Origin of the sequence: Vulcanisaeta sp. JCM 16159, assembly GCF_001316265.1 — an archaeon.
GTDB lineage: Archaea > Thermoproteota > Thermoprotei > Thermoproteales > Thermocladiaceae > Vulcanisaeta.
On record NZ_BBDN01000009.1, the window covers coordinates 38,630 to 56,759 of the forward strand.

General features: G+C 50.1%; 36 protein-coding genes. 25 read left to right on the plus strand and 11 right to left on the minus strand.

All coding sequences use genetic code 11. The features are described from left to right. Positions 1–63 precede the first annotated feature (63 nt). On the plus strand, positions 64–1,500 hold the full coding sequence (locus JCM16159_RS09450; protein ID WP_054857650.1) for a hypothetical protein: 1,437 nt from the start codon (positions 64–66) through the stop codon (positions 1,498–1,500). A gap of 90 nt (positions 1,501–1,590) precedes the next feature. Continuing rightward, positions 1,591–2,442 (plus strand): hypothetical protein, encoded by an 852-nt coding sequence (locus JCM16159_RS09455; RefSeq protein WP_054857651.1) that lies wholly within the window; start codon positions 1,591–1,593, stop codon positions 2,440–2,442. A gap of 354 nt (positions 2,443–2,796) precedes the next feature. Here the strand turns inward: JCM16159_RS09455 and JCM16159_RS09460 are convergent, their stop codons facing one another. Genes JCM16159_RS09460 through JCM16159_RS16675 form a run of 4 tightly spaced genes read right to left on the minus strand, consistent with a single transcriptional unit; the run spans position 2,797 to position 4,281 of the window. Beyond that, complete coding sequence (locus tag JCM16159_RS09460; protein ID WP_054857652.1) at positions 2,797–3,264, minus strand: zinc ribbon domain-containing protein; 468 nt, start codon at positions 3,262–3,264, stop codon at positions 2,797–2,799. Positions 3,265–3,278: 14 nt separating this feature from the next. Next, on the minus strand, positions 3,279–3,872 hold the full coding sequence (locus JCM16159_RS09465; RefSeq protein ID WP_243666513.1) for a hypothetical protein: 594 nt from the start codon (positions 3,870–3,872) through the stop codon (positions 3,279–3,281). Continuing rightward, positions 3,847–4,011, minus strand: coding sequence for a hypothetical protein (locus JCM16159_RS16670; RefSeq protein WP_243666514.1), 165 nt, complete (start codon positions 4,009–4,011; stop codon positions 3,847–3,849). The genes JCM16159_RS09465 and JCM16159_RS16670 overlap by 26 nt, the downstream gene beginning before the upstream one ends. Positions 4,012–4,014: 3 nt before the next feature. Next, positions 4,015–4,281, minus strand: coding sequence for a hypothetical protein (locus JCM16159_RS16675; protein ID WP_243666515.1), 267 nt, complete (start codon positions 4,279–4,281; stop codon positions 4,015–4,017). Between the two features lie 149 nt (positions 4,282–4,430). On the opposite strand from JCM16159_RS16675, the gene JCM16159_RS09470 reads away from it, so the two are divergent. From JCM16159_RS09470 to JCM16159_RS09480, 3 genes are read left to right on the plus strand one after another with little or no spacing between them, the layout of a single operon-like run. Next, positions 4,431–4,721, plus strand: coding sequence for a hypothetical protein (locus tag JCM16159_RS09470; RefSeq protein WP_054857654.1), 291 nt, complete (start codon positions 4,431–4,433; stop codon positions 4,719–4,721). Beyond that, positions 4,718–5,164 (plus strand): hypothetical protein, encoded by a 447-nt coding sequence (locus JCM16159_RS09475; RefSeq protein WP_243666516.1) that lies wholly within the window; start codon positions 4,718–4,720, stop codon positions 5,162–5,164. The genes JCM16159_RS09470 and JCM16159_RS09475 overlap by 4 nt, the downstream gene beginning before the upstream one ends. Then, positions 5,161–5,640: a hypothetical protein gene (locus JCM16159_RS09480; RefSeq protein WP_054857656.1), complete on the plus strand. Its 480-nt coding sequence runs from the start codon at positions 5,161–5,163 to the stop codon at positions 5,638–5,640. The genes JCM16159_RS09475 and JCM16159_RS09480 overlap by 4 nt, the downstream gene beginning before the upstream one ends. Positions 5,641–5,688: 48 nt before the next feature. Here JCM16159_RS09480 and JCM16159_RS16680 read toward each other — a convergent pair whose 3' ends face one another. Next, on the minus strand, positions 5,689–5,847 hold the full coding sequence (locus tag JCM16159_RS16680) for a hypothetical protein (RefSeq protein ID WP_243666517.1): 159 nt from the start codon (positions 5,845–5,847) through the stop codon (positions 5,689–5,691). Positions 5,848–5,903: 56 nt separating this feature from the next. Continuing rightward, complete coding sequence (locus JCM16159_RS09485; protein WP_054857657.1) at positions 5,904–6,296, minus strand: hypothetical protein; 393 nt, start codon at positions 6,294–6,296, stop codon at positions 5,904–5,906. Positions 6,297–6,353: 57 nt separating this feature from the next. On the opposite strand from JCM16159_RS09485, the gene JCM16159_RS09490 reads away from it, so the two are divergent. Next, a complete protein-coding gene (locus JCM16159_RS09490; RefSeq protein ID WP_054857658.1) occupies positions 6,354–6,704 on the plus strand; it encodes a hypothetical protein in 351 nt (116 codons plus the stop codon). Here JCM16159_RS09490 and JCM16159_RS09495 read toward each other — a convergent pair. The 5 genes from JCM16159_RS09495 to JCM16159_RS09505 form a co-directional block, all read right to left on the minus strand. After that, positions 6,675–7,559 carry an ATPase domain-containing protein gene (locus JCM16159_RS09495; RefSeq protein WP_054857659.1) on the minus strand — a complete coding sequence of 295 codons (885 nt, stop codon included), beginning with the start codon at positions 7,557–7,559 and terminating at the stop codon, positions 6,675–6,677. The two genes, JCM16159_RS09490 and JCM16159_RS09495, sit on opposite strands and share 30 nt — an antisense overlap. A gap of 27 nt (positions 7,560–7,586) precedes the next feature. After that, positions 7,587–7,745, minus strand: coding sequence for a hypothetical protein (locus JCM16159_RS16685; protein ID WP_243666518.1), 159 nt, complete (start codon positions 7,743–7,745; stop codon positions 7,587–7,589). Next, positions 7,742–8,032 (minus strand): hypothetical protein, encoded by a 291-nt coding sequence (locus JCM16159_RS09500; RefSeq protein WP_243666519.1) that lies wholly within the window; start codon positions 8,030–8,032, stop codon positions 7,742–7,744. Before JCM16159_RS09500 ends, JCM16159_RS16685 begins: the two co-directional genes overlap by 4 nt. A 59-nt stretch (positions 8,033–8,091) precedes the next feature. Continuing rightward, on the minus strand, positions 8,092–8,235 hold the full coding sequence (locus JCM16159_RS16690) for a hypothetical protein (RefSeq protein WP_243666520.1): 144 nt from the start codon (positions 8,233–8,235) through the stop codon (positions 8,092–8,094). 152 nt (positions 8,236–8,387) lie between these two features. After that, positions 8,388–8,660 (minus strand): hypothetical protein, encoded by a 273-nt coding sequence (locus tag JCM16159_RS09505; RefSeq protein WP_054857661.1) that lies wholly within the window; start codon positions 8,658–8,660, stop codon positions 8,388–8,390. Between the two features lie 275 nt (positions 8,661–8,935). Here JCM16159_RS09505 and JCM16159_RS09510 point away from each other — a divergent pair, with 275 nt between their 5' ends. The 19 genes from JCM16159_RS09510 to JCM16159_RS09595 all read left to right on the plus strand — a co-directional run bounded on the left by JCM16159_RS09510 (position 8,936) and on the right by JCM16159_RS09595 (position 18,083). Further along, entirely contained in the window at positions 8,936–9,304 is a 369-nt protein-coding gene (locus JCM16159_RS09510) for a hypothetical protein (RefSeq protein ID WP_054857662.1), read from the plus strand. Further along, positions 9,304–9,489 (plus strand): hypothetical protein, encoded by a 186-nt coding sequence (locus tag JCM16159_RS09515; protein ID WP_054857663.1) that lies wholly within the window; start codon positions 9,304–9,306, stop codon positions 9,487–9,489. The genes JCM16159_RS09510 and JCM16159_RS09515 overlap by 1 nt, the downstream gene beginning before the upstream one ends. A gap of 4 nt (positions 9,490–9,493) precedes the next feature. Further along, complete coding sequence (locus JCM16159_RS09520) at positions 9,494–9,703, plus strand: hypothetical protein (RefSeq protein WP_054857664.1); 210 nt, start codon at positions 9,494–9,496, stop codon at positions 9,701–9,703. A 100-nt stretch (positions 9,704–9,803) separates the two neighbouring features. Then, positions 9,804–10,067, plus strand: a complete 264-nt coding sequence (locus tag JCM16159_RS09525) for a hypothetical protein (protein ID WP_054857665.1) — start codon at positions 9,804–9,806, stop codon at positions 10,065–10,067. Between the two features lie 44 nt (positions 10,068–10,111). Then, positions 10,112–10,339 carry a hypothetical protein gene (locus tag JCM16159_RS16695; protein WP_243666521.1) on the plus strand — a complete coding sequence of 76 codons (228 nt, stop codon included), beginning with the start codon at positions 10,112–10,114 and terminating at the stop codon, positions 10,337–10,339. A gap of 69 nt (positions 10,340–10,408) precedes the next feature. After that, positions 10,409–11,176: a hypothetical protein gene (locus JCM16159_RS09530; RefSeq protein ID WP_243666522.1), complete on the plus strand. Its 768-nt coding sequence runs from the start codon at positions 10,409–10,411 to the stop codon at positions 11,174–11,176. Between the two features lie 59 nt (positions 11,177–11,235). Then, the gene (locus JCM16159_RS09535; protein ID WP_054857667.1) at positions 11,236–11,895 is read left to right on the plus strand and encodes an ATPase, T2SS/T4P/T4SS family; all 660 of its coding nucleotides are present in this window, start codon (positions 11,236–11,238) and stop codon (positions 11,893–11,895) included. Between the two features lie 252 nt (positions 11,896–12,147). Beyond that, positions 12,148–12,489, plus strand: a complete 342-nt coding sequence (locus JCM16159_RS09540; protein WP_054857668.1) for a hypothetical protein — start codon at positions 12,148–12,150, stop codon at positions 12,487–12,489. 4 nt (positions 12,490–12,493) lie between these two features. Then, positions 12,494–12,841 carry a hypothetical protein gene (locus tag JCM16159_RS09545; protein WP_054857669.1) on the plus strand — a complete coding sequence of 116 codons (348 nt, stop codon included), beginning with the start codon at positions 12,494–12,496 and terminating at the stop codon, positions 12,839–12,841. A 96-nt stretch (positions 12,842–12,937) separates the two neighbouring features. After that, positions 12,938–13,144 carry a hypothetical protein gene (locus tag JCM16159_RS09550; protein WP_054857670.1) on the plus strand — a complete coding sequence of 69 codons (207 nt, stop codon included), beginning with the start codon at positions 12,938–12,940 and terminating at the stop codon, positions 13,142–13,144. Positions 13,145–13,224: 80 nt separating this feature from the next. Beyond that, positions 13,225–13,545, plus strand: a complete 321-nt coding sequence (locus JCM16159_RS09555) for a hypothetical protein (RefSeq protein ID WP_054857671.1) — start codon at positions 13,225–13,227, stop codon at positions 13,543–13,545. Beyond that, positions 13,530–13,751: a hypothetical protein gene (locus tag JCM16159_RS09560; protein ID WP_054857672.1), complete on the plus strand. Its 222-nt coding sequence runs from the start codon at positions 13,530–13,532 to the stop codon at positions 13,749–13,751. The genes JCM16159_RS09555 and JCM16159_RS09560 overlap by 16 nt, the downstream gene beginning before the upstream one ends. 5 nt (positions 13,752–13,756) lie before the next feature. Then, the gene (locus JCM16159_RS09565) at positions 13,757–14,359 is read left to right on the plus strand and encodes a hypothetical protein (RefSeq protein ID WP_054857673.1); all 603 of its coding nucleotides are present in this window, start codon (positions 13,757–13,759) and stop codon (positions 14,357–14,359) included. Positions 14,360–14,399: 40 nt separating this feature from the next. Then, positions 14,400–14,711 carry a hypothetical protein gene (locus JCM16159_RS09570; protein WP_054857674.1) on the plus strand — a complete coding sequence of 104 codons (312 nt, stop codon included), beginning with the start codon at positions 14,400–14,402 and terminating at the stop codon, positions 14,709–14,711. A gap of 28 nt (positions 14,712–14,739) precedes the next feature. Further along, positions 14,740–15,216 carry a hypothetical protein gene (locus JCM16159_RS09575; RefSeq protein ID WP_054857675.1) on the plus strand — a complete coding sequence of 159 codons (477 nt, stop codon included), beginning with the start codon at positions 14,740–14,742 and terminating at the stop codon, positions 15,214–15,216. Positions 15,217–15,319: 103 nt separating this feature from the next. After that, positions 15,320–15,598 carry a hypothetical protein gene (locus JCM16159_RS09580; RefSeq protein ID WP_243666523.1) on the plus strand — a complete coding sequence of 93 codons (279 nt, stop codon included), beginning with the start codon at positions 15,320–15,322 and terminating at the stop codon, positions 15,596–15,598. Between the two features lie 208 nt (positions 15,599–15,806). After that, positions 15,807–16,721 (plus strand): P-loop NTPase, encoded by a 915-nt coding sequence (locus tag JCM16159_RS09585; RefSeq protein ID WP_054857677.1) that lies wholly within the window; start codon positions 15,807–15,809, stop codon positions 16,719–16,721. Positions 16,722–16,747: 26 nt separating this feature from the next. After that, the gene (locus tag JCM16159_RS09590; RefSeq protein ID WP_243666524.1) at positions 16,748–17,005 is read left to right on the plus strand and encodes a hypothetical protein; all 258 of its coding nucleotides are present in this window, start codon (positions 16,748–16,750) and stop codon (positions 17,003–17,005) included. A 577-nt stretch (positions 17,006–17,582) separates the two neighbouring features. Next, positions 17,583–18,083 carry a DNA-processing protein DprA gene (locus tag JCM16159_RS09595; protein ID WP_054857679.1) on the plus strand — a complete coding sequence of 167 codons (501 nt, stop codon included), beginning with the start codon at positions 17,583–17,585 and terminating at the stop codon, positions 18,081–18,083. Positions 18,084–18,130: the final 47 nt, after the last annotated feature.

The window sequence follows — 18,130 nt, forward strand, 5'->3', positions numbered from 1 at the left end:
CCTTGGTCTTTTTAAATGGCTTTTATAAAAATAAGCAAAATACCGTGGCGGCCCCGGTGGGATTTGAACCCACGACCTACGGCTCCGAAGGACAATAGGACTAATGGCGATAATACTAACGCTGGCACTAGCATAGTAGCCAAGCCAGGCTTGGCAATCATGATAAGGAGCCTATACGGTGGCTACTCAATCACCGTCCATGCCGGAACCAATAGTGTCTCTGTCGCCAAGTACAATACTCAAACTGGGGAGACGGTCTATAATGTGGACCCAACCAGTAATGGTTACAAGGTCACGTACTACGCAATAAATAATCACGTGACCACCACGCCACAAAAACAGAATTACCAAGTCAAGACGCCAGTGAACACCTACGTAGTCACGAACACTATAACCAACACCATAACAAGGACAATCACCAACTACTACTACCCAATAATACAGTACTTCACGGAGTACCTACTCACCTGGCAAACGCCAAGGGGCATGTGCCAAAACGGCCTCTGTGGCGTGAACCCAAGCCTCCTAATACCAACAAGTGGCTTTGAGGCAAGCCATAACAACCCCAACCAATGGAGCCACGCCATATTCATACCAGCCGTGACGGCAGTCTTCAACTACACGGGCTTCGGCCTACAGGTCACTGCCAAGCTCGTGCCCAAGATAGTCGGCTGGACAAGCAGGACCAGCACAAGCACAAGCACGAGCACCAGCACAAGCACCAACACCCAATCATTCACACAAATAGTGAAGCAAAACATAACACTCACAATACCAACCCAACCACCCACAGCCTACTTCACCTACGGTAGTGGAGGCAGCGGCGGTGGTGCACCGCCAAATCCAGGTACTGTTAATGTACCCTTCTACAATTGGGCTGGAGGCTTCATACCCGACTTGATAAAGGGCACTGGCTTCTACGCGGCGGCAGTGCTCGATGGTGGTGGCGATACATTGAAGTTGGTTGGTGCTAATACTTACAATGCTGGCCAGTGGCTCATCACGCAGTCCCAGGGACTCACTAATAATATTATAAGCGCAACCCAGGATGATAGTAATTGGATAATACAGAACACGCAGAGCAACCCAGTACTCAGTTACCTAGGCCTGGCCGACTACTACATCATTAAGGGCGTTGGCGGGCTCGCTACCCTCACTACCTCCGCGTTAGGTAGTGCCCTCGGTGGTGGGCTCGAGGCTGCTGGGCAGTGGCTCTACGGCGCTGGCCAAGCAATGGCGAACGCCGGGCAATCGCTTGGCCAACAGTCGCAGACCTACGGCGTCTACGGCTCGTACCAGACGGTACAAGTGGAGGCGGGAGCCCCAACGACGATTGAGGGGACTTACGTGACGACCTACAGCGGCTCGCCTGGCGGGCAGACGATATGGTACATCGATAATACTCAGGCGCCGAATAACCCAATCGCCCAGTACTTCAACGACCTGTTGATGCCCGGCAACCTATACCCAACGCCATCGCCGATAAACCTCGGCTGGTAAGCACCCCTGGCCTAGGCCAGGGGCGTTCAAAATCAAAATCCCCTCTTTTTCCCTCCTTTCCCCTCGTGTGAGGAACCTAATGGCCAACGAGTGATAAATCTAACGATTGCCCACTCAGCCCTTGGCTGGAATACTTATTTAAGGCTTGGGCCTGCCAAGTACTGGGGATCAACAATGAAGCTCCTAAAGGCAATAGGCCTAGTCCTCCTCGTAATATTCGTAATCCTGCCTCTGGCCCTCGTAATTGGGGCTGGAGTACTATTCCTAGTAACCCACACGCACCAAACCCAAGCCACTAATCAAACGAGCCCACAATCACCACAATACCCAACCACTGGCCTAGCCCTGTCCCAGGACTACCCAGCCGGCCTGGTATACCTCGGGCCAAACACAACTGCCCTCGCCGGCTACTATTGTGTGAACACGGCAATACCAAGTGCATACTCAATCCAACTCAACGCTGAGTTGAGTAATGGGTACTGGCTCCAAGACGTGTACCAAACCTATCAAGGCTTCACGGGCTTTGTAGAGGCCACTTGGTCGCCACCGAGCTGGGACTGCACCACCGAGAGTAATGGCGTGATAACCTGCCAATCACACTTACTCTCCCTCTATAGCGCCCCAGCCCAGGTCACCTGCGCCTGGCTCATTATAAAGGTCACCAATGGTATCGCCTACTTCGGCTACTCCCTCAATGGTCAATCCATTAACTGGTACTACCAATACCCAGTGGGTAATGCCACGATTGTGCCTAACCTAGGTACTCAACTCGTAGTTGGTGGGTACGGTAATGGTGAGTGGGTGAACTTCACGAACGCCAATATTGTACTAGCCTCTACTACTGGAATGGCACTACCTGGCTACCAGCCCGAGCACTGCCTTCACTGTGGTTGCGAGGAACCTCCCACCACAGTGGGTAAATCCCAATACGGCAAATACTGAGGAGGCAGTATACAATGCATGGATTTACTGGAGTAATGGCAAGGCCGTTGTCTCCTGGCCCGAGCCGGTCAACCAAACGCCCTTTGTGCCAAGCCCTGGGTTCACTCCCTGACTTATCTCGTTTGCTTAAATTAATGGTACTGAATTTATAAGCCAGGCAATGCCTCATTGATGGCAAGCGGGGTGGGGCTAGGCCCGCGTGAGTGAAAGGGTGCAGAGCTGACCCGTGATGACTGGCCACTAGGCCGATGGGGGCCAGCCCACCCCGCTATTCCCTCTTTACAAGACTAATTTAAATGCCTTTTGGCCAACCCAGGGCTTGAGGTAGCTCCTTCAACACCCACATTATTGGGACTAAGTCCTATCTGCCTTGAATCCACAATGCTCACAAAGCATTACTCTGTTGGGTAATTGTTTTAATTCACTTCCACAGACTGGGCATATGGTGCTCGGTAATCTCCTGAATTCGTAGGGAATACCATACCACTCTAATTGGTTAGTTAGGAGGTTGATAAATCTCCTTAGGTATAACATGTAGACCTTGGACAAACCATTTGACAGATTTTCCTCAAGCAATTCACGCCTAGACTCCTCAATAACGTCATCAATAATGACCCTAGCCCTTAAGGTTAGTGCCTTCTGAACCAATTCATGGGCTGACTTCTGAGCGAAGTCCCTAAGGTAAGCAAATAGTTTGCGTCTTAATGCTTTTATTCTCTTTCGTAATTTCTTACCCTCAATGGACTTGTGAAGCCCGAGCCTCTTGAGGGCTCCGTACTTACGCTCGAGCCTAACTGACTCATTATAGAGCGTGTCGATCAACCTCAGGCTTGGCCTTAGCTGGAGAATTCGGCAATCCTCCCATTCTTATTAATGATTGCGTATGCAATCCCATGCCTCCATGAATTAACATCAATCACCAGGGTGTAACCACTGGGCTGGATTGGCTCGACTTCACGCTCGAAAACAATGGCAATGTAGAGGTATTCACCATCAGTCCATGCATTGGCCAATTTCGGCTTAGCGTTCTCACTAAGCCTACTCCTAATGTACTTGACCTCACCATCAGTGAGGCTTATCACAATTGCCCTGCCCTTGATAATGCCCCTGAGCCTCAACACGCCTTTAACCAAGTCAATTACTAATGCTTCAGGCCTTTTACCACTGCCAACACCAACGTCGAAGATTGCGTGAACCCTGGCAAGCCACCTCCTTGGCTTAGCAACACCATTATCGAAGCTAATTTCACTCCTGAAATACCTAAAGTTATGGGCAAATTTAGGACTTAAATCGGGCGGGTATACCTCGAAGCCCCTAGCCCATAGATTGCCCAATGCATCAACCCTATTCAAGGCCCTAACCAAGGCTTCACGCTCCTCTTGGCTGAAAGAGCTCAAGGGCCTCTTAATGAGTAGCGTCCTGTGGGGCATCCTCAACCACCATGAGGAGCTTTACCTCCTTCCCAATCAGGGGCCTCAGTTTATCCCAGTACCTCTTCTTCACGTAGATTCTAATTTCCTCCTTACCACCCGCTATTACGGTACCCTCCAGGTAAATTACTGCAGACACGTCTTAGAGCAAACCACAGAAGTTAATAAGTCTTTCTGCAGAAAGGCTTATTAACCCCGATTCAACAGTACCACTAGCCCAGGTGGGGTTGTCGCCCCGCCTGGACCCAGCCCCGTGGGGACTGACCAGTGATGCCCCAAGAATGGGGCATGCGCCGACAGGAGATGACCAGTGATTAGGATGCTGGGATGCGGGGAACGGGGCAGGTAGGATTACGAATATTACGAGGAGGACTAGGCCTATTGTCCTTAGGAGGCCCATGCCTATCACCTGGGGTTTGGGTATTAGTGGTAGTATTAATAAGTAATGCTCGTCAGGGATTCGTGGGATGCGGGGAATGGGGCAATAAGTATGCCCCTGCCTGGCAGGGGTAGTTGTTGATTAGATTTAAATACCCCTGCCCTGTACTGTACTTGTACATGCCTGGGGCCAAGGCTTCTGCAGAACCCATTAGGCTTCCGCATGGGGTTATTGCGTATTCCTACGATGCCGCGGTTGCCAGGATGTATGAATTCTTGAAGTACGCGCTCCTAAATAATAGGAGGGAGGATGTTGAGGAGTGCGTGAGGGTTATCGAGTCATGGAGGAGGAGTAATAATCCAGAGGAGAGGTTGGCATATAAATTATTCATGTGGGGCCCATATAAGAAGCTCTATAAGGAGGCTAAGAAATACCTAGAGGAATCCTCCAGTGCTGGGGTGAGTGTTTGAATAGTACGGCCTCTGGGCTTGGAAGTTGCATGCCCATTGTTGAACGCATTCAACGCTTTATTAGGGTTAGAACCCGCGAATTCCTTGAGGAACTCATCCTAACATTCAAGTGTGATAAACCCGCTGATTATGTGTGCTTCGAGAGGGTGCGTAATAATAGTGGCACCTACCTCGCCAAGTTAGACGGCGGCCACGTATTGATTGAGAGGGTTGCAGGCCCAGGCAATGAGGCTCTAAGTATACTACCCGGTGACTTCATCCAGAATGTACTGGGGCTCAGCCCAAGTAGTAATTATGTATGCATAGAGGTGCATGTTGATGCAGGTAAGTATTACACTGTTAGGTTTCATTTACGTAAACCCATTGTGCACAAACCCACATATACACCTACCCAGGCATTGGGGGAAATAGTGGCTTCATTACTGCCGTATCTTGCTACATGATTGAAGATTCAATAACCACACTCAATGCACCACCGAATGCGCAGATGCAGTACGTGTGGGCCTTGCTTGATGAGGAACACATGGATTTCAAGGTGGAAGACATGAAGAGCGAATTGAATAAAATATTCCGCAAGAATCCCGCAATAAGTAAATGGGAAATCCTGGTCTCAACACCAAAGAGTTTCGCGTTCTCGCTTGAAATAGGCCCCAATGCAGTGCCCATAACTTATAATCACTACATCACACTTAGCTCATTTCATAGGCCGTTTTCCTGGGTGTACTACATCACCGGTATTGGCGTCGCAGTATTGACACTATTCCTAGTGATCATGGGCCTCATAAAGCCGATGGAGACCTTCACGAATTACCTAATCGTTACTGCGCCAATATTGACAACACTCGTATTGCTGATACTCGGTAGTTACCTAACACTGCCCAGGGATGTGCCCTTCAACACTAGCTCATCACAGTCCTAGTCCTAGCCGACACACTATTAGTGCTCGCATTGGCGTTACTGGTCATAATCAAGGTACTAAGCCCGTGGATTTAGCCCCGCTGGGCGGAGCCTCACGCCTAGTGGCCCAGTCCTCAAGAGCCTTGAGGAATGCCTTTAACGCTATACCCATACTCACATTTACCATCACCAACAGTAGGCCACTGGCAGTGATTGTGCAGGAATCCACAAGCCCGCTCGTGAGGGCTTGTTTAATGCATTGGGCTAGCTTATTAAACCTAGCCCTTAACTCTGGTGGGTATGGTAGTTCGAGGACTTGGGCCAGTAGGCCAAGTCCCCTTGAGGCGCTCCCGAGCTCGTCGAATGGGTGAGGATTTCGTGAACCTGGGCCAGTAGGCCGAGCCTCGCGAGCTCGTCGAGGCCCCTTAGGGTGGGCATGCACCTAGTCCTGAACCTACCGCCCGAGCCCCTCACGCACTTTATCCACCTTAAGTCCTCGCAATACTCCATCCTATCGAGTATTCGGTCGAACCTATTAGTCCCTATCCCAAGCTCCTGCCTAATTTCACCAAGCCTCACTTCACTATCAAGGAGCCAGGCCTTGGTAATCCTAATCAAGGCTTCGTAATGGAGCCTCCTTGCTTCCTCATCGAGCCTTTCAAGCCTGCACTCGACCATTGGGCTTGGCTTGGGCTTGGGCTAATTAGGGGCTTCCCAAGCCCTTAATCAAGCCTTATGGAGGCTCAACAGGAACAGCAGAAGAAGTATAAATTCAATATGACTACGACTATACCAATCCACATTGACGCTAGAATTGGTGATGATTCCTTCGAGTACGTGAAGGTGGTGATTGGTGATAATAATTCTATAACCATTGAATTGAAGGAGTTTAATGGCCAGTACATCCTAACATTCGACTCGTTATTCATGACGTTCCGATTCACAATTAAGCCCGAGCCGTTATTGACCATGGCTGGGATGAAGTACTTCAGTACTGCTGATATTAATGACTTGCTAACCTTCATTAATACAGTCCTGGCAATTGTGTTAAAGGCATTAAGGAGCCCCGCCAAGGGCGGGGCTTGAGGACTTCCTCAATTCATCAATACTAGGCTCCAAAAGCGTTAATCCCCTACCAGGCTCAATCTCGTACCTCATGGCCTTCCTATAATGATTCGTTAGTCTAGCCTTCTTAATAATGAGCCACCTCTCAATCTCCTTCTTCCTCTCTGGCTCCTCAATCCACATGTGGATTATTGCATCAGCAATATGCTCAGCACCAAAACCAAAGGTCTCCCCGGTCGTTGGCGCGAATTGGTTAGTCATTATTACAGTCACATTACTCCTATACAGCCTCTGCCTGAGCCTATACGTAATCAACCTAGCCATTGCGGGAGCATGGGCCCACATTGGGGCTAGGGAGTCGATGATGACTAGTACGTCCTTTGTGACCCTACCCTCCTCACTCACGCCCAAGACATCATAAGCCCTCTCAATCGAGGCTATCACGACATCCATATCAAGTGGGGACTTTGCCCTAGCCTTATTGTCCTCCTCACTCCTGAGGAGCTCCCTATACTCCTTGGCAAGCCCAAAGAGGTCTATGACTACGAGGTTCGTCTTAACATCCTTGACCTTACCAGCCAATACATCGGCAAGGCTGACCGCGTCGCTCAGGTCAATATTGAATTGGCTAGCCTGTAGTATAACGTCCTTGAACCTAGTCTCCGTGGAGACGTAGACCACTGGCATTGCATCCACATTTGCCCCAGCCGATTGTATTGCGAGAATTGACTTACCAGTCCCAGGCTCCCCAGTTACCAGGAGCCAATTGCCTCTCGGCACACCACCTTGCATGGCAATATCAAGCCACTCGACCCCAAGGCTTACTCGCCTAATTTCGGCTTGTTGGGCTTGGGCTTGGGATTGGGCTTGAGCCATAGGCTCATTTGAGGCTTGGGGCTTGGCTTAATTAGGATTAATGAGCCTTGGGATGAAGCCACCAGTAGTGGGCTTCCTAGGCTTAACAACCTCTGCATCCCTGAGGTACCTACTCGCCTTGTACCTAACCATTAACCACCTTGGGAACAGGCCAATGAGGAGTTTTATAGTGGAGCTAGTCCTCACGGCTCAACATTGAGTATGAGGCTTGAGCGAGAACTATGCAGGAAGCCAAGCCCCTCGATAATGGCCTTGGCTTCGGCCCGCAACTCATTACCAAAGCCAAGTCCATGAGCCCTAGCCCTGACCCTAATCCTCCTCGAATCCCTGGGTAGGTCGGCTAGCAACTTGGGTATGGCGGCATTCAAGGCATCCCCAAGCCCGTAATAACGGGCTTGGTCAATCTTCGTCCTTCCCAGGTCGATGCTTGTGTTGAAGGGCCTGGCTAGTGTTATTGGCCCCATTTCAATCACGCCAGCCCTAAGGGCTATTAGGAATGCCGTTACGGCCCAGGCTTGGCCATGCTTCGGCTCTAGGATGAATATGCGACGTGCGAGGTCTTCTGCACGTTGAGTGGGTAGTTGGCTTGGGCAATGAGGTTCTTTAAATCACTCTCTGCCAATTCCCTACCCCTGGCGCTTACTAGGATTCCCCTGTACACGATTGGCTTGTTCAATGCCCCTTAATTAGTAGCCTAGCCAATACTTCAAGGGCTTGTTCAGCATGCTCGTAGTCCCCATCCTCGAGGCTTTTAGGTAGTCCTCGAGGACTTGCCTAGCCCTTACCAGTACTAACTCGCACTCCATCAAGTCCTAATCCTCACTTGGCTTATAGGATTGTTATGAGTAGTAATGCCTCGGTTATGATGCCGATAGTGGCTAGTATGATTTCGAGGCGTAGGATTAACGCCCACCACCCCTCATACCCATTCCTCGGTGGGCGTATGAGGTAGTAAATACCGAGGGCTAGCCCCACAAGGGCTAGTAGGGCGTAGGCGTTGAGGCTACCCGTAAGGGCATGCCTTATAATGACTAGGCTTGCGAATATTATGAACTCAATATAAAAGGCCCTATCAAGCTCATTAGGGCGTAATTGGCTCACCAATTAATTAGGCCAGGGCTTGGTAGGATTATTGGGTGGAATTCAGCCAATATATAGTGCCATAACCCCACTTCTAGCTTGAATAGGATGGCGCCAAGGGGTGTTGTGGCTAGGATGATTGGGAGTAGGTTGAGTATGGTGAGTAGGATTAACCACCCCAGGCCTGGCTTTCGAATTCCCCACTCATGCTAATCACTAATGCCACTTGGCCCTTAAATTAGTATGCCCGTCAAGGGGCATGGGCCTAATTAAAAGGCCTATAGCCAGGCAAGCCCGTGAGTACAAGCCAAAGGCCAGGCTTCGGGGACTTACTAAAGGCAAAACCCCAGCCCCAAGCGCCAATGCCAATGCCGAGCCAGGAGGAGGTTGTTGGTGATAATATTGTAGCCAGGTACAGGCTCTACTCCCAACTCCTCGCGATTGGCGAGGCTAAGGATAGGGAGTACGTGAAGTCGGCAGTAGACATTAACGAATTAGTCCACGTCGTCAGGGCAGTCCTCGGGAACGACCCGAGGGCGATTGCCCTCGAGTACATTACTAAGTACGCTAGTAACCAGCAGGCCATTATAGCCCTACTGAGGGACATTAGGGACTCATGCCCCGAGTGGCTAAGGCCACTCATTGACATTGCGGTGGGTAGGTAATGCCGAGGCTAAGCCCAATCTACCAAGACCCAATGTCCAGCCTCATTGATGACCTACGCTTTGCCTTGAAAGCCCCAATCCTAGGCTGGTACGAGGCTACTAAGGGCACGAAGTACGAGAAGTACGCTGAAGTAATACTCAATGCCCCGCCTGGGAAGCATTCTCAAGAGCCATTAAGAGGCTAGCCTGGTGTGGACTGCCAAAACAATGGAGGGTGGGGCTAGTCCAGACGCGTACTTCCAAATGCTCTTTAATATGGTTAATCATGATATTCAAACCTATACTGACCTACTCCCAGCCCTTGCGGAGGCTATTTCAATGATTAGCATAGTCTTCATAGTCTTCTCCGGCCTCGGCCTAGCCAGATTGGGCCCACGACAATCCTCGGGATGGGAATGATTGGCTTCACCCTCTGGTTCCTAACCCCAAAGGACCACTGGCTAAGCCTCACACTACTCGATATTATCGGCATCTTTGCCGGCTTAGGCTTGGCCTGGTAATGGCTTATACCGGCTACCCGAACCTCGCCCTGGCCCTTGGCTTATTGGCTTACGGCTTGACCGTACTACCCAGGACTATTAGTGACTATCGCCTAGCCTCAAGCGTTGGCTTGAGGGTCATTACAAGCTTTAACGAGCTCCTCACCAAGCCAGTCCCCACGCCGTTAAGGAACCTAAGCCCAATTGAAGCCTTTTTAAGGCCACTATGGATTGACGCCAAGAGCTTGGTGCTCCAAAGTACGTCTCGTGGGCTAATACCCTAGTTGGCCTCTACATTACGGCTGTCAGTAGTACTAAACGCCTAGTAATGGTTTACGCCCTCCTAATGCTCGGTATTAGCCTCGGCTTCAGTGGCTTTCTAACCTGGTACATAATGGGTACCATAATCACGAGTGGAACCAGCCAAGCCCTCACCATGGCCAGCCAGTACTCCGGCCTGGCCCTCGCTGGCATACCACTACAGGCTTACTACGCTATCATTGGTAGCGGCTTCGCCAGTGGCTACGCCTCTTCGACCACAGGACTGCTTCGCTAGTGGCTGGTATTACTGGCATTATTGCCTGGTTCTTATTACATGCATTCTTCACGCTTTAGGGTGATTACCATGTACACGGCATTCGACTTCAAGGTGAACAAGCCCAGTGCAATGGGCCTCAACAGCCTAGGCACTGTCGTCACGCCCAGTGGGGTGACGACTGAAATACTCTATATTGAACAACCAGAGGGTGTTAGGTTCTACCTGAGGGATGTCCTAAACTACCCAGAATACCTCGAGTGCCTTGACTTGCCTAAAATAATCGAGTGGTTCAGTCGAGGCCTCACTTGGGAGAAGCTCGAGGGTGAGTCAAGGCTAATACTGAGGGCATTACCAAAGCCCAGGAGGGGCATTGACCTTGACCTACTTGCCAATGAGGCGGTGAAAATCACCAGGAGGTTCATGCTGGAGTATTCAGTAATCACGCCATTACTAGCCTGGGATGAATTGCAGGATTTAACCATTGACGCGCCCGATGCCGATGGATTGCCTAGAATCTTCATTAGGGTCAGGGGCTTTGGTGACGCCTACCACCCAGTAATCATCACGCCCAACAAGTGCCAATTGGCCGAGCCGAGGACTAGGCTTGCCAAAATCATAAGCCTCCTGACTGGGGAGGCTAGTGCTAGTACTAGTGAGGAGGCCCTCACATTCAATGCCTTCATTATAAACAAGGCCAGCGAGAGGACTAGGACTTCAGTCACAATGTACAACCCAAGGGGAATGGCCACTGACGCTGGCCTCAGGCTTAGGGTAACAATGCATGCAGAGCCAGTCTCAATCAACACCACAGCCTTCAGAAAGCACCCAGAAAAGCCCTGGCACCTGGCCGATTAATCGCCAGTGGCACGATTGATGCCGAGACTGCCGGTAAAATACTCCTGGCTTCACTAGGCGTGAAGCCCTACTCAATCGATGGGGAGCCAAGGGGAGTCCTGGTCTACGGGCCAATGGGTAGTGGGAAGACCACACTAACAGCCGCTATAATGAATACCTACCCACCCTGGGTAAGGGTCGTGGCTGTCCAGGACGTTGATGAGTTCAAGGTACTACCAATCAGGACATTCAACGTCCTCAATACTAGAGCCAGTACGGGCCTTGGGGCTAAGCCCATTACCAAGGCCGAGTTAATTGCTGACGCCATGAGGACTGGGGCCCAGTTCGTCTTCGTTAATGAGGTCTTAAACCCTGGCGATGCCAGGGCCTGGGTTAGGGCCGTCACGAGTGGCCACGGTGGGGCTACGAACCTTCATGCTGGTAGCCTCGAGGAGCTTATTGACAGGCTCGAGAGGCTTGGGGTTAGGAGGGCTGGTTACTTGGTTAGGGAGTTCATTATTACCGTGAGGATGGAGAATAAGAGGGTCGTGGAGGTTCATGTTCCAAAGAGGGCTGACTTTACAAGGCCACTCCCTACCTTGTTTAGGAATTACCTCGAGGAGTTGGGTGGTAATCCAGAGGATTACTCCCTAATAATGAGGATGTGGGCTGACGCAAGGTGTGTTATTGAGTCGGGCTCAATTGATTGCCTTGAGCCCGTTAGTATTAAAACTACCTAGTGATGATCTCCTCTCCGCCCTAGGGCGAGGTTTACAGGGCTCCTATTCCCTTTAGGGATTACCTGAGGCATTACTATATGAACTTGCTTCTTATAAACATTACCCCATAAATACTCATCCTCACGCCCATCCACAGTAATAGCGAGGCTAATTAAAAGGGCCTAGCCTTTAGCCGTGGTATGGAGCTCTATGGGGCAAGGGCATGGCTCGTGATTGGAATAGCCATCCTAGCTGGGTACTAGCATTATAGGCTTGGCCTCAAGCCTTGCGAATTACAACATCGCCATGTACTACAGGACAACCACAATATTCTGCATCAGCCAGTACAATGCCCTGGCTAGGAATTATACGACCCTGGCGAATAGGACTCTCGGCATTATCGAGTACCTGGGTAATGTAACACTAATCAACGCCTACGCCCTGAACCAGACTGGGCAAGTCCTTATTGGCTTGAACCAGACGCTCGTCATGAATAATGCCCTAATGAATCAAGTGGCTTGGGAATTAAGGGCAGTGAATCAAACGATGGCCGAGAATAATGCCCTACTCGAGGCATTAATAACGGCAGTGAATAGTACGAACTCAATTAGGTGATTAAATGCCTAGTGAGTTCATTCCCTGGGTAGTCCTTAGTATGGCCCTAATAATAATCCTTGGGATACTATTCATTGGGATTACCAGGGGGATTAGTGGTAGTATTGCCGGGATAATGGCAATGACTAGGGCAGAGACCACAATGGTTGCCGTACTACACACGAGTGGTGATGAGTACTATGTCGAGGTCGTGTGGACTTGGGCTCCAAAACCCATCAAGCCATTGCCCTCGCCAATGGCCAAGCCGTACCACCACCAGACCCCTACCAATGCGGGGCTGGCAATGTACCAGCACCCTATAGGTACTGTATCTATATTGTCCACACGCCAAGCCCGCCAGTTGGTGTACTAACCTAATTAGGGGCGAAGGCCCCTAACCGGGCAATGGAGAGCCTAGCCTAATTGTCGGCCTCGTATTCCTCGGGATTGCCATTGCTTCCTAGCCTACATGATGATGATTTACATTGGGACTGCCCAGGCGAGGGCTTGGGCAAGTGCCATTAGGTCTTGGTCACCACCAATCATTAATAATACTCTAGAGTGCCCCCAGGGTTATGTAATCACGCCGACTAATAATTCCGGGGTTTATGAGTGTGGGCCATGCCTTGCCTACCTATCGCCAAGTGGGAGTCTCTCAATATCATGCCCGAGGTGAGGGCATGAGTTCCCTACTTAATTTTATTTTGTTAATGAGGTATAAATTATAAACCTGTGGGTATAGAGTATGAGTAGAATATGGCTAGAACTACCGCCCGTAATATTGCTGAGGACTTGGTACTATTCATACTCGACCAGGCGGGTGGGCAACTTAGGGGTGCCACTAGGCTTCAGAAGATTGCCTTCCTCCTCGTAATGGAGGCTGGGGTCAAGGGCATAGCCTTTGAGCCGGGCAAGTATGGGCCGTACTCAAGGGATATTGAGGATGCCGTTAGGAGGCTCAGTGATGAGGGATTAATCAATACGTGGGAGGAGCCTATCGAGCTATCCTACCTTCTAATGCCGGCAATGCTACCCAACCCATTGCTCATGAGGCAACCAGGGTGGTTTATGAATTAACGAGCGCGGGGAAGCACGAGGCAAAGGGGGCGATGCATAGGGTGTTTGACGCCATTGGTTTTCGACCCCGCAGTTGGTTGAGGGCGATAAATATTGTGGGTACGTGGAAGGACGCGCCAATGATTGCACTCCTCGAGTACGTGTATAGGAAATACCAAAACTACACGGTAAAGAGCGTGATTAAGGATAAGATCATGAGGCTATAATTACAATGAACGTGCCCATTAGCAATGTCCTCCAGGAATTCACACAATGGCTTTCACGATTAGCCCAATGGCATAAAAATCGCCTAAATAAGGCCATACCTAAAATACAGGATATTTCTAACCGTTTCATAATCATATCCCTTGATTGGATAATTAGAAATCTATCGGTAATAATTAAGGATGCATTAGATGTTAGTGATAAAATATATCAACTTCTTCAAGATGCGGATATTAATTACGACCCAAGCACCATTAGGTCAGGGCCATTCTATAAATTCCTACAATTGGCTCAATTATATCGAGACCTCATTGATTTAATCATTAATGTATCAATGTTAAGGCGTAATGCTCGCGAGCGGGTAGATGGTATGATATTCCTAGCGGAAATACTACTCTATATTCTCCTACTCCTCCTTTTAGCCCGTCTTGTAATAACGTATGAGCCGTTAAACCTAATAATTCAGTTCATGATATTTGGCATTATTATAATACTGATTTTACTAATATCCTTAATCCCATACCTCTATATTCAGTATGTTAATCATAAGGTAGGTGGCTTGATTAGGGAATTTGATAGGAAATTCGAGGAATGGCGCAGAGATCCTTAATGATAGTCTAATTAAGCTCATTAGTGGTTAAGGTGAGGGCATGCCCAAGCGTGGTTATAAGAAGCTCGGCTACAGGCTTCTTCGAGTCTATATCAAGCCAAGCCTCTACACGGCATTGGTACTAAAGTCCCTCAATGAGGGTAGGGACTTGAGTGATATTGTGAATGAGGCATTGGAAGCCTACCTAGCCTCCAGAGCACCAGTGCCTAGTGTCACCAGTGCTCCAGTGCCAAGTGCCTCTGGTGCACCAGAGCCCCAGAGGCCAAGCCAAAATGAGGCAATGCCCTTTGAGGACAATCCATGGGTTCAAGTCATTAGGCGGAGGCTCAATCACCGTAGGGAAAGCCCCTAATTAGGGGCGAAAGCCCCCTAGTCAAGCAATGGCGAGCCTTGATGAGAAGACCCTTCGGGTAATCACCCAGTACGCGGCAGGCATTGAGCAAGTCGCCGGCATGCTAGCCAGTGGTAGGTTGAGAAGAACTAGCCTCAGGCTACGCCTCAAGCCCTTAAGGGCTAATACGAGGCGATTGGCAAAGTACTGTGGTAGGGAGAATAGGCGTGTTTGTGAGGAAATAATCAGGCTAGTAAGCCCCTTCTTCAGCGAGGCTGGCATTGAGGATGCCATCAAGTGGGGCTTGAGTCTCGGCATAATGCCCGAGGTTATTCTGGCCTACATGTACGCCTTTGTAAGGCTCATCACTGAGGACTCGAGGCAGTGGAGTGAGGAATTGAGGGATTCAATTGGGAAGGTGAGGATTAACTACCAACGCCTAGCCCTTGACCTAGAGCCCCTCAGGGGCTCCTTCACGGTCACTGACGCGAGGAATGTTGTGCCGGCACTAAGATTGAGGGGCTAGGAGGCCTAATTAAAAACCCCAAGCCGACTAGATTGACCAATATGGTCAATAGGGCGAGGGCTGGTGAAATAGGAAACATACTGTGCTAATAGTCGGTGTAGTAGTGGTAGTAGTAGGCTTGGTACTAGTGTTCCTAGTCTATGGGCCAATGTCGAGGACAGTGGCTAGCATGGGTACGGTGACGATAAGCGGTAACCTAATAGGAACCCAGGGCTTAAGCATCGAGCTAACCGCCAGTGGCGGTACGGTGGCAATAACGAGTATAACAATCTACGACCCAAGCGGTAACACACTACTAACACTACCAGCACACTACCAAGTGGCTGTACACTGGCAGTCTATAACTCCAGTGGCTCATTCACGAGTTGGGGTAGGCAGGTAATAAGCCCAGGGAGCGCCGTCACAATACGCCTCACCGGCTCCTGCGGCCTGGGCAATGCCTACCAAGTCTACGCCTACACGCCAAGTGGCAAGTCATTCGAGGGCTACGTGAGTGGTTAAGAGGCCTTGAAGACAAGGCATGCTCCTTAAAAACAATCAATTTCTTTCCCCCTTCCCCACCCAATCCTAATTAAAAGCCCTCCCAAGGCATGGCTCGTGGAGCTAGCATTAACATACCAACCATCGTGAACCTAGCCGGTGGCAAGGGCGGCGTTGGGACTAGCACGATTACGGCTAATATGGCCTACGCCCTAGGCCAGGCTGGGGCCGGCTTCGGCAATATTGGCGTCCTCGACCTCGCCTATGGAGCCAATAGTACACTATCAAAACTCCTCGGAGTACCACCATTACGGAGCAATGGCTTCTGGAACTACATCACGGCAAAGTACTACCCGTACCAGGACTCAAGCCCTGACATCACGCCAGCCCTAACCCAGCAAATAGCCCTAATACCCAGTGGGACTATTGAAGCGCACAGGATTGATTGGGCACTATCCTACATACTCTCGAAAATGAATAATGACCCTGACAAGGTCGGGTGGGCACTGTATAATGACCTTGCCGAGCTCATCATCAACAAGCTTGCCCGCTACATGCCTAGCCTAGTCCTCATTGATGTGCCAAGCACAATATTCAAGCCCCTCGCCTGGGCAGTACTAATGATGGCCAGAGTCGTGAATGTCATCGTCAAGGCCGGCTCAACACACCAGGACGAGGCAATGGAAGTGCTTGAGCTAGTGAGTGCGGTGATTAACCAACGAGCCCAAATGGGCGTGCCCACGCCAGACGTCTTCCTAATAGTGAACCAGGCACTGCCCGGTGATAATACGGCTAATGAATTGAAGTCCCGTGGAGCCCCAATGAGGGGCACCTACGTACTCCCCTACTCACCCGCCGTCCACTACATTACTGACTACATGAAGGACTTAGCAATTAAGTATGACGTGCCCCAGGACAAGTTCTTTAGGCAGTGGCGTGAGACCATTCTGGCGATTGCCAGGAATGAGTACGAAGTAGCCAGACAAGCTCCAAAGGTGGCTAGGATACCCTTCAAAAGGCCCTAATTAAAAGCCCCTTGGTAAGGGGCTTAATGGATAGGCTTGGGATAATCAAAACCGTGAGGGAGTACCTGGCCAGGAATGACATTGAGGGACTTAGGAAGTGGCTCGATGAGGTCGAGCCAATAATCACTAACGCCATTAACCAAGCCCGCCAGAGGCGGGCTAGGGCGTTGGCTAGGGTAGTAAAGCCCATTTTGGATAGGGGCAATATCAAGTGTTTTGATGAGCGTGACCTGTACTGGGCATTCTCGAGGGCAACCCTCAGGAGGCTTGGGCTTGAGGACTAATTAGGGGCTTCCCCAACCCTAAACCGTGCCCACTGCGCCGTACTTGGCTAAAATATTGAGGGAAATGGATTTACACGTCAAGTTATGGCCCGACGAATTAACTGCCACTTGGATGGGTTCCTTTAGCGTTACATTATTCATTGATAGAGAATACAAGAGGGCGAGTATACGCATATCCGCGAAAAAAAAGAAATTATAATACGCATTGAACCTAGAGCCGTTTATATTGAAACGCCAAGAATGTATTTCACGCGAAGAAAGGATGTAATATTAACATTGATGCATGAATTACTTAATATCGCCAGGGAGAGGGTGCTGGACGGCATAAGCAATATGGAGAATCAAGTTACAGAAATTATGAAGGCGCCATAATGTGCACGCCCTCCAATACATCCCAGGGGCATTGCCCCTGGGTTCTAACTAATTACGGGTTACCGGCTTTGGGCAACGCCCATGAGACTCCTTAAGTGCCAGGAGAAATGCGATAGGAAGTGTAAGACCCATACTGAGGGTAGTGAGGATTGGTGGAGGTGCTATAATGACTGCATCACGAGGTGCCTGCTTGGGTAGGTGACTTATGAGGGTACTCATTGCGGGCTCCAGGGATGCTAGCCCTAAGAGCCTCATGATTGCCAAGTGGCTCGGCAGTTTAGTCGCCAAGCGGGGCCACACCCTCATTAACGGCTGTGCCCGTGGCGTCGATTGGCATGCCCTCCAGGGGGCAATTGGGAGTGGTGGCATTATTGAGGCTTACCTACCAAGCCAGGCCACTGGCTGGTTCAATAAATGCCTAGGACTACCAATACGCATTATTCCTGCCGGCAGGAACTTCGTGGGTAGGACAATACGCATGGGTGAAATTGCGGAGTTAATAATCATTATAGAGCCACGATTGAGGAGTAACGGCGTTTGTGGCACATGCCACCTGGCTAGGTTTGCTAATGCAAAGCCAGTCTACGTGATTAACCCAAGGAGTTATGGTATAGGGCTTGATGAGGAGTTGGAAAGGGGCTTGGGAGTATTTGAAAGGGCTGGGGCTAGGATTGTGGGCATTAATGATGTCGTGAGAATCCTATGAAGCCAGCCCCGCCGAATGGCGGGGCTATTCATTTCGAAATCCGTCGG